This is a genomic window from Ohtaekwangia sp., assembly GCF_036568665.1.
Lineage (GTDB): Bacteria > Bacteroidota > Bacteroidia > Cytophagales > Cyclobacteriaceae > Ohtaekwangia.
This window is the reverse complement of the sequence record NZ_DATCSD010000289.1, coordinates 1-7,189: the sequence shown is the minus strand read 5'-3', so window position 1 is coordinate 7,189 and position 7,189 is coordinate 1. Positions and strand designations below refer to the sequence as shown.

Genomic DNA, 7,189 nt, shown 5'->3' with positions numbered 1-7,189 from the left:
AAATGCTTTAACGGGTAGCATTCCATCCGATATAGGAAACCTGAAATATTTAACCACTTTATCACTGCATCACAATAACCTGAGTGGTACGATTCCTACTTCAATGGGCAGTCTTTCAAACCTGGTATACCTGCTTTTGCATGTTAACCAGCTTAGCGGAAGCATTCCGGCTTCATTGGGAAATTTGAGTAAAGTGGTTCAGTTTTATCTGAACAACAATAATCTCACCGGCAGCATTCCGCCTGCGTTAGGCAACCTGGCCAGTGTGCAGTATTTCTATATCTATGCCAACAAGCTCAGTGGGGCGGTACCTGTAGAATTGGGAAATATTACCAAAGTCAGATACTTCTATATAAACGATAATCAGCTTACCGGCACCCTGCCGGTAGAATTATCCAAACTCACGCAGACGGTAACGTTCTATGCCTATAACAATAAATTCAGTGGTGTTTTACCTTCCACATTATTCAATGGTTGGGGCAGCCTGTCGGTTCTGAATATATCCAACAACCAGTTCACTGGTGATTTCCCAAGTAGTATTTCCGCCTGCCGGTCACTGGCGAGTTTTGCCATTGGTAAAAATCTGTTTAGCAGTCTTCCGTCAGGCTTGCTTAACCTGGGCGTACTGGTATCATTGACTGCCAACAACAATGAATTAAAAACACTTCCTGATTTTACAACGCACGTAAACAAGGCAAATTTAACGTTGAATGTTTCGTATAACCGGCTGGACTTTGGGTCGTTGCAACCACTCATCGGTGCTGGTATAAAATCTGTTACCAGCACCCCCCAGAATACCATACAAGATGTGCAGTTCGTAACACCTGCTATAGGCGCATCGCTTACAATACCGGGAAGAACATCCGGCAGCAACGGTACCATTACCTGGGAGAAGCAGCAGGATAACGGAAGCTGGACAAGCGTAAACAGCCTGAACGGCAACACTACACAACAAACCTATACCCGCAGTGCGTTTGCCGCCAGCGATGAAGGTGTATATAGAATGCGGATGACGAATACTTCATTCTCCGGTATTACCATTCAAACCGATCCTATTAAAGTAAAGACTGCTATTAATCTGGCACTGGATAACTGGGCGTTTCTGTATAAATACGACAGTCGCCACAGAGTGACGCAAAAGAAAGTGCCGGGAGCCGACTGGGTATATATGGTATATGACAATCGCGACCGTTTGGTAATGACACAGGACGGTGAACAACGCAAGAACAACCAGTGGCTGGTAACAAAATACGATGCTTTAAACCGCCCGATCGTAACGGCGATTTATACACATACCGGAGCTGCAAGCCAATCAGATATGGCAGCCTTGATCAGCACCACGAACTTCTATGATACCTTTGACGGCTCGACTGCTTTTCATGGATATACCAATACGGTATTCCCCAATGATGTAACGAAGCTGGATGTACAGACAGTAACGTATTATGACTCGTATGATTACAAAAATCTGATCAATGATGATCGCTATAACTATAAATCCGATGAGTTTACCGATCAGTATAAATTTGATGCCAATGGCAACAGTTTCCCAAGTGTAGTGGGTCTGGTTACCGGCGCAAAGAGCAAAGTGCTTGGCGCAGGAAACTATATCATTACAGCCAATTATTACGATGATAAATACCGGGTAGTGCAGAGCGTTGCCAACGACATGCATGGCGACCTGGACAGAACTACCAATGTATATGACTTTACAGGAAAAGTTCTCAAATCAAAGAGTACACGCACCGAGTATGGTATCCAGTGGACGAATGTGATCAGCCCTGCGGTGGTTAATAAACTCAATAACGCTTTGGCAAAAGCTGGCGGCAGTGCCGATGGCTGGAACGCAGGTGCATCATCGGTACAGGTATTGCCTGCCGGGCAGGATGGATGGCTGGAAGTTACGGCAACCGAGCTGACCAAAAACCGTATGGTTGGTTTAGCTTCGTCCGATCCGGATGGCGGTTTCACCAGTATAAATTATGCACTATATATGGTGAATTCCAGTTTTAGCCTGCAGACTTATGAAAGCGGTGTAAAACGTTATAACGGCACAGGACTCAATACAGGCGATGTGATTCGGGTAGAGCGCAAAGGCACTACGGTAACGTACCGACAGAATGGAAAGCTTATAGCAACATCTGCTGTTGCTTCTACTACGGACTTGCGCGTAGACGCATCGTTGTATTCATCCGGCGCTACACTGGCTGATGTGCGGGCTTCTTTTGCAGCGCGCAACACCAGCATAACCAGAACCTTTGAATACGACCATGCCGGCCGCTTGCTTAAAACCTGGCACCAGGTAAATGGCGGTACCAATGTATTGCTGGCAAAGAATGAGTATAACGAGCTTGGACAGTTGATCACCAAGAAGCTTCACTCCGAAGATCAGGGCGCAAACTTCAAGCAGCATGTGGACACGCGCTATAACATCCGCGGTTGGCTCACACGGATCAACAACTCCGATCTTACGCCGGATCAAACCAACGATCCACGCGATCACTTCGGTATGAACCTCTCCTACAATGATGCCGTAGCTACATTGAATAACACACCGCAGTTCAATGGAAATATATCCGCCATCCGGTATAGCAACAACCAGGGCTTTAGCGATGTAAAGGAGAATGCGTATCAATATACTTATGATCCAATGAACCGGATTACCGGTGCAAATTTCCGCCAGAAGCAATCAGCAAGCTGGGCACAACCACAATACAAAGATGCCAGCAACAATACGGTTAGCACAGATGCCTATAGCGAGACAGGTTATGACTACGACCAGAATGGTAACCTGCAACATCTTACCCGCAAAGGAAAGAATGGTGCCACCCTGGATAAACTTACCTATTACTACGGCACCGATCAGGCACGGAGTAATAAACTACTCAGCGTAAGCGATGCGGGCGATATAGCACAAGGCTTTATCGATGGCAACCTGGTAAATGATGATTACCTCTACGACAACAACGGCAGCATGAACGTTGATAAGAACAAAGATATAGCCGCCATAACCTACAACCACCTCAATCTGCCGGTACTGGTAACGAAAGGGAGTGGTGAGTATATCAAGTATATCTACGATGCTTCCGGCAGAAAACTGGCCCAGCAAGTATACACCAGCGCCAATGCTCTTACCAAGCAGACTGATTATGCAGGCGAATACTTCTATGAAAATGACACACTCAAGTTCATCCACCACGAAGAAGGCCGCATTGTAATGACCGGCACTGCTCCCGAATATCAATATCATCTGAAAGACCACCTGGGCAATGTGCGTGTTACGTTTACTTCCAAAAATGAAACCGAGAGCGCTACAGCAACCCTGGAGACAGCCAATGCAAGCGCTGAACAAGGCAAGTTCTTATACTATAACGAAGCAGTAAAGATCAACTTCCGACTATTTGACCATACCAGACAAGGTAGTACAAACTACTCCACACGCCTGAACGGTACAGCCAACGAACGCACGGGTTTGGCTAAATCGCTAAGCGTAATGCCAGGCGATGTGATCAACGCGGAAGTATATGCCAAATATCTCGATACCAACCAAACTAACTGGACAACCGCAGTAAATAACCTGATCACTTCCATTGCCAACGGAACAGCTGCTGCAGGCACGTATGTAGATGGTGGAACCGTGGGAAGCACCGGAAGTACGGTTGATCCATTTGCCAGCATCCTTAACAAAGGCAGTGAAACCGGCACAGCACCGAAAGCATATTTGAATTACCTGATCTTCGACAGAAATTACAACGTACTGGATGGTGGTTTTGTGAGGGTGACGGAGGCTGCGAAAGAGAGTGGCACCGATGTACCTCATGAAAAACTCTCGAAGCAGCTCACGATAAAAGAAGCTGGTTATGTGTATATTTACCTGAGCAACGACAATGCGGCTTTAGGCGGAAGTCCCATTGAGGTATATTTTGATGACTTCAAGGTAGAGCATACGAAATCTCCAGTTATTGCAATTCAGGATTACTATCCATTTGGGGAACGGTTTAATACCTTCTCAAGAGAAAATAGCATACTAAATATGCGTCTCTATAACGCAGGATCTGAGTTACAGACAGACCTTGCTTTAAATGTCTATGAAACCTTTTACCGTACGTATGATCAAACCTTGGAAAGATGGTGGCAAGTCGATCCACTTGCAGATCATGAGGACTTGTCAAATTGGACACCGTATAATTTTGCGTTGAATAACCCGATACGTTATAATGATCCGGAAGGCGACTTTGTGATTGTGATTCCCATTATAATAGTAGCAGCGGAGGCAGTTGTTACAGCGGGTATGGTGTATGCGGCAGCCAAAATGGTACAGGCTGGAGTTAATATGGTCATGGAGAAGGTTAACTCAGCAAATACAACAACGGCTGTAAACCCACAGACTGTAACAATGCCAAATGGTAAAACGCTTCCTGTTCCTGGAAAAGGAAAAGGTACTACTCCCCCAGCACAAAGAGATCCTAAGAGAAGTGCAACTAAAAATGAAAAGCAAGAAATGCTGGATGAACGGGGGAATGTATGCGAAGGATGTGATAAACCGGTAACGGTAGATGAAGTTGAAGCGCATCATACACCGGGTAGACATGCAGATGGAGAACGTACTTCTAAAGAAACACTTGTAAATCTCTGCAAGGATTGTCATAATCATGTTCATGGAAATAAGAAGAAGGACAATAGTAACAGTAGTAACAACAATAGCAATAGTAACAAGAGTAATAACAATAGCAATAGTAACAAGAATAATAACAATAGCAGTAGTAATAACAACAGTGGCAATAACAATACTAATACTAATACTAATAGAAGTAATTAACAGTATATATAATTAGACCCCGACAACCGTAATTATGAGTGAAAGAGAAGACTTATTAAGGAGAATTAAAGCAAATATTCTGAAGAATGGATATCACGTAACTTTGGTTACCAGCAAGGAATTGCCAAGATTTGCCTATACAATTGGATGTACCGAAATATTGGGCTTTGAACTCATATTTGCAGGGGGAGAATATTATTCTAAGGACGACATAAGCCGCATTATTGATCAACATGTCAGAGAACTTCAAAAAGGTGTTGATTGGAAAACCTTGTTATTAACTGTAAATTCTCTAGGATATTTTTCACTTACAGTGGCAGATAAATCCTGGAGTGAACTGCTTGCCCTTGGTGTATTTGACTATTATAACCGGGATGACATTCAGATTTTACAAATTTTACCGGACAAAGATCACTTCACTCTTGATACCCCGGATATGTCTAGAAAATTTGAAGTTGATTTGCAACCAGTCTGGTGTTGGTTAGTCAAGGAATGGGATTATCCCGTTCCTCGAAACTCTACGGCAGTAACCAATCTGAAAGTACTTTTTGGTGAGAAGGCCACGGAAGTAATGAGATGGGAGGTAGATGAATGGGAGATATTTTGTGGAGCGGGCCCAGAAGTACAGAAAGAAGATATGCGTGCATTACCATTAGCGATCTTAATTGGCATTGATAAGACTCTTGAGCCTGCTCTTTTTTTGCAAATTGATAAGGGAATTTGGCGAGATTCCGTTGACCTTATCTGGAACGATTGGGGATAAATACAAGCTACAGATGTTGATGGTGGTTCCATTGCACTCTCGGCTGTTGCTGGTGCTGTTAGTTCTGGTGCATCTGCCTTTGCAAAGTCAGCAGTAACGATAGGGGCTAAAGCTGGGGCACAACAAGTGGTTAAGACTACAGCTCAAAAGGTTGTTCAGCAAACTACAAGGGCGGCTACGGCAACAGCAGTTAAAGTTGTTAAAAAGCTTGAAACATCTAATGCCGCCAGAAGAGAGGCTATGAGACAGCAAAAAATACCAACAAGTCAGCAACCTAAGTCTCAATCAAAAAATAAGTCGGGAAGAGAATATTCTTACGAGACTGCTAAGAAAAATACAACAACGGAAGGTGGTAGCACTACCGAAACCAAATCCGTTCAACAACAAACCATGGACAGTAGCCACGAAGGACAACCGCATTGGGAGGCAGGCACGGTTAAAACCCATCCCAACACAGGAGAGGTTCTTAAAAACAATTACGACAGGCCTAAATTGACAAGCGACAAGTCAAAAGTCGATTACTAAAATTGAATTACGGAGGTATAAGATGATACAGAATAGACAAAAACTTATCTTGAATAAATACTTGCAGAATTACAGATCGATTCTTGGAGAAGAAGAAGATTCATTTAGTCTGCTCTCATTGGAAGATACTCAGTTTATTAACAGCAAAATCGTTGATAAATTAAATGATGTTAAAATGTCTATACGGGAAACTATTAATTTAAATGATCTCATTGAAATGGGAAAACTTTTACAAATGTTTAACGAGAAGCTTTCTACAGAACATCTGATTCTTTTTTCTGAAAATACAAAGTATTGTGGTGCCGTTAATGTACGTACTGAACATTTTGTTCAGAGCTTTCTGAAATTTAAGGACATATTAGGTGAAGTTATATCCATAGTCCCAGAGGATTTATCATGTCACTTTCTAGTTGATTTTTTTACCGAATCCAATTCTGATTTTGCCGATGTAGAGTATAAAAGTTTTTTATCTTAATTCTACCCAGCGTGGTCCTATTTCTCGCAAGAGTCTTCAAAGAATAAGTCCTAAAACTATGCAGCATGTTATCACGGAAGGATATTTTGATAAACAAAACGAAAGGCAAGCAACTTATTAATGAATATTTAAATGAGATAAGTTCACTTGTCAAAAAGCCAATTTCAAAAGAAGATTTGATCAGTCTTGAAGATACTTTTATCAAAATAGAAGAGACAAAAAGAAATGTGGCAGCCGTTCCTGTTGGAAAGACACGTTTTCATTTTGATGATAAAGATAAGTTAAAGAATATTTTCTCTGAGATAAATCGTTTTTATGACGGTGGTTTTTATTTAGTGATTACGTATTCAAAATATTGTGGGGCAGCTTACTTGGAAAGCCTGGAGTACTTCAATACAGACTTCCAATTTAATGATGAGCATGCGGGAATAATAAGTCTTCTTTGTGAAACTCTAAATGCAAAAATTTTGCTGGATTTTTATGAAGATGCATCAGAAAAATTATTAGAAGTAGAGACTTATGGAGTTCCTTTCGAATCCGTCAAATTATACTAAATTTATTCTAAGCCATCTAATAGAAAGGAAGTAGAAGGTCTAGAAATGCACCG

Annotated in this window: 5 protein-coding genes; all 5 read left to right on the top strand. The window is 42.3% G+C overall.

The window, feature by feature from the left end; genetic code table 11:
* A partial coding sequence (locus tag VIN08_RS15810) for an RHS repeat-associated core domain-containing protein (protein WP_331967028.1) occupies nucleotides 1–4,819 on the top strand: 4,819 nt, incomplete at its 5' end.
* Nucleotides 4,820–4,853: 34 nt separating this feature from the next.
* Nucleotides 4,854–5,582, top strand: coding sequence for a DUF4262 domain-containing protein (locus VIN08_RS15805; protein WP_331967027.1), 729 nt, complete (start codon nucleotides 4,854–4,856; stop codon nucleotides 5,580–5,582).
* A 126-nt stretch (nucleotides 5,583–5,708) separates the two neighbouring features.
* A complete protein-coding gene (locus VIN08_RS15800) occupies nucleotides 5,709–6,107 on the top strand; it encodes a hypothetical protein (RefSeq protein WP_331967025.1) in 399 nt (132 codons plus the stop codon).
* Between the two features lie 22 nt (nucleotides 6,108–6,129).
* Complete coding sequence (locus VIN08_RS15795) at nucleotides 6,130–6,582, top strand: hypothetical protein (protein ID WP_331967023.1); 453 nt, start codon at nucleotides 6,130–6,132, stop codon at nucleotides 6,580–6,582.
* A 65-nt stretch (nucleotides 6,583–6,647) separates the two neighbouring features.
* Entirely contained in the window at nucleotides 6,648–7,136 is a 489-nt protein-coding gene (locus tag VIN08_RS15790; RefSeq protein ID WP_331967021.1) for a hypothetical protein, read from the top strand.
* Nucleotides 7,137–7,189 lie beyond the last annotated feature (53 nt).

What these genes read in the sequence shown, in the direction of transcription:
- VIN08_RS15805 (WP_331967027.1), top strand. Translation starts at nt 4,854, where the DNA reads ATGAGTGAAAGAGAAGACTTATTAAGGAGAATTAAAGCAAATATTCTG.
- VIN08_RS15795 (WP_331967023.1), top strand. Translation starts at nt 6,130, where the DNA reads ATGATACAGAATAGACAAAAACTTATCTTGAATAAATACTTGCAGAAT.
- VIN08_RS15790 (WP_331967021.1), top strand. Translation starts at nt 6,648, where the DNA reads ATGTTATCACGGAAGGATATTTTGATAAACAAAACGAAAGGCAAGCAA.